Genomic DNA, 3218 nt, shown 5'->3' on the forward strand with positions numbered 1-3218 from the left:
TTATGCTCAGTTATTCCCAGATGCCGATGGTAATTATCCTGATAATCCATATTTCAGTGACAATATGTTATCAATAGTAGCGAATGCGGTAAATGATCAAACCGTACAGCGGTTGATACAAGGAATACAGTTAAATGCAGATCTGTATAAGAGTGAATCAAATATACTATCTCTTTCTGTTGATGGAGGTATTGATTACCTGACCTTCAAGAGTATGGTTTGGATGCCTACTTTTCTTCAGAATCAGCAGAGTAATGCAAATCCGGGAGATGTTGTACATACTATAGAGGACAACTTAAACTCGAATGTGCAAGCAGTATTGAGCTATGCCACAACGGTTTCTTCAAACATTCAGTTGAATACTCAGCTTGGTTTATCTCGTTTTGATCAATATCAGCAAAGAAATGTGGTTCGTGGCCAGGGTCTGGTAGCCGGCCAAACAGGTATTGCTAATTCGGCTGTGCAATCTGTAATAAACCAGACGGAGGTTGATGTAGTAGATCTAAGTTGGTTTGGGCAAGAAGAAATAAACTGGGATGATAAAGTAATTGCTACACTGGGTGGTCGTTTTGACCGTTCTTCACTCAATGCTAACCAAGATGAATATTACTTTTACCCAAAAGCATCTTTAGCAGTGAATTTGCTAAACTTTGATCTCTTTGGAGAATCCATGCTAAACCAGTTGAAACCAAGAATTGCGTATGGTGAAACCGGTGGGCTGCCAAATTTCGGTGTTACTTACCGTTCTTTAACCCCTGGTAACGTAGGAGGTTTATTAGCTACGTATGGAAGTAATAGAAGTACAGATCCAAACCTGCAGCCAGAAAGAGCTAAAGAGCTCGAATTTGGAGTAGATCTCGCTCTTATGGAGAATCGGATTTCATTGGAAGCAACCTACTACAATAAAAATGTAGAGGATTTAATTTTAGACCAGCAGGTGCCAACGTCTTCAGGTATAGCTGTGATCGCCAGAAATGCAGCAGACCTTGAAAATAAAGGAATGGAATTTACGCTGAACCTGAACCCGGTTCGTAATCCAAATCTGAATTGGTTCTCAACTATCTTATTTTGGAAAAACGAGTCAGAAATTACCAGTTTGTCTATTGATCCATATACAACCGGAGGATTTGGTACAAGCTTAAGTAATTATCTTATTCAGGAAGGCTTTTCGCCATCCACAATAGTTGGACTTCCCGCTGTTAGTGAACCATCCTTATTTACGGTTTATGGAGATGGGCAGCCTGATTTTGAGATGTCATTTTCTAATCAATTCAATATTTTCCGAAATTTTGACTTCAGCTTTTTATGGCATTGGAAGAAGGGTGGAGATAACATCAACCTTTCTCAGCTCCTTACTGATGCAGGCGGTACTTCTCCAGACTGGAATGATAACATTGAGAATACAGATCTGGGCAACGGAGTATTTCCAAAAGGTGCCGACCGTGTGATTAACGGTGGTTCAGGTGCCTATGTTTATGATGCTTCTTATGTTAAGCTTCGTGAAATTGGACTGTATTACACCGTTCCAACCGAAACGCTTGCCAACATTCTTGGAAACAGCGTGAGTAACATTAAAATTGGCGCTTCTGCCAATAATGTCTTGTTGTTTTCTGATTATCCAGGTTATGATCCCGAGACTTCTGTATTTGGTACTCAGGCTATTAATAACACGGTGGAAGTGACACCTTATCCCACTTCAAGACAAGTGATGTTCCACGTTAATATTGACTTTTAATTTATAGGGAAGAACACAATGAAATACTTAAATAAAATACTGTTAATTGCACTGCTTACAGCAGGGGTTTCGGCCTGTGATTTCCTGGATCCGAATGAAATAGAAGATCCAAATAATCCTCAATTGGAGCTTGTATTAGAAAATGCTTCAAAACCTCAGCTTCAGAATCTTGTAACCGGCTTGGAGGATCGGCACAGGGCAACCACCGGTGCAAATAATCTCTTGAGCACCTTTGGTAGAGAGGTTTATCCATTGTTTGCATCAGATCCACGTTTTATCAATCAGTGGGTGGGAGTAGGAGCAAACGCGGATGCCGAAAATGACCCGGCGTTTTTTGGTTCAGCCGGTGCCTATAGTACGCCTTATCGAGCAGTTTACCAGGGTAATATTTTAATTGAATCAGTCAATAATACAGATGCAGTGACTGATGAAGAACGAAATGGTTATCTTGGTTTTGCTAAAACTCTGCAGGCTTATAGTTATCTGATTCCTCTGATGACTCAGTACAAAGCCGATCCGGGAAATAACCATGAAGGTGGCATTCGGATTGATGTAGATGATGTCGAAAATCTGGGTCCTTTCTTGGAATATGATCAAGCTTTACAGGAAATACGTGACCTGTTAGATGAAGCTTTAGTCAATCTTAATGCAGCAGGGCCCTCCTTCTCATTCGAATTGACGGCCGGTTTCAGTGAATTTAACACGCCGTCAACATTTTCTGATTTGAATAGGGCTATTGCAGCAAGGGCAGCAATCTACGCTGAAGACTGGGATGGAGCTATTACAGCTGTAAATGATGCGGCACCATTTTTCGAATTAGCTGTAGGGGCTGACGTAATGAACAAAGGCGGATACTTTGTTTATGGTGACCCGCCGGATATATTTAATCCGTTTTATTATGAGCCCAATACAACAGCCATTCAGTTGCCGATGGTTCATCCTGATTTGATCGCAGATGCTGAGCCGGGTGATCTCCGGGTTGAAAATAAATTCTTCTTACGGGATGATCCGATAAGTCTGCAGGGACTTACTTCTCAATATCAGGATAACCGTTTTTCCGGAACCGGAGATTCATTCCCGTTCTTTAGAAACGAAGAGTTGATCCTGATCTATGCAGAAGCACTTGCACGGCGTGCTCAGGTAACCGACCTTGTGGATGCAGTTGATGCTATCAATATGGTAAGAAACACTTGGAATCTTGGTGATTTTGCAAGTGCCGATCAGCAAGCTATCATCGATCAGATTTTGTTTGAGCGTAGATACTCCCTCTGGTTTGAAGGAGGTCACCGCTGGATTGATGCCAGAAGATATGACCGGTTAGATGATCTTCCATTGGATGGCGGTAAGATATTTGAATATCTTGCACGTCCACAATCTGAACTTTAAACAGAATAAAGTTTAAAACTTTCAAAGAGCTCTCAATAATTTGAGGGCTCTTTTTTTATATACATAAATCATATCTTTGCCTCCATGATGTACGATT

2 protein-coding genes are annotated in these 3218 nt (G+C 41.1%); both read left to right on the top strand.

Annotated elements, in window-relative coordinates; translation table 11 throughout:
* Window positions 1–1735, top strand: a 1735-nt coding sequence (locus VFM80_RS00900; RefSeq protein ID WP_395068619.1) for a TonB-dependent receptor domain-containing protein, incomplete at its 5' end; no start/stop codon positions are given.
* An 18-nt stretch (window positions 1736–1753) separates the two neighbouring features.
* Window positions 1754–3121, top strand: a complete 1368-nt coding sequence (locus VFM80_RS00905; protein WP_395068621.1) for a RagB/SusD family nutrient uptake outer membrane protein — start codon at window positions 1754–1756, stop codon at window positions 3119–3121.
* The last annotated feature ends 97 nt before the right edge of the window (window positions 3122–3218 follow it).

Source organism: Gracilimonas sp. (genome assembly GCF_035704785.1).
GTDB lineage: Bacteria > Bacteroidota > Rhodothermia > Balneolales > Balneolaceae > Gracilimonas.

What these genes read in the sequence shown, in the direction of transcription:
- VFM80_RS00905 (WP_395068621.1), top strand. Translation starts at nt 1,754, where the DNA reads ATGAAATACTTAAATAAAATACTGTTAATTGCACTGCTTACAGCAGGG.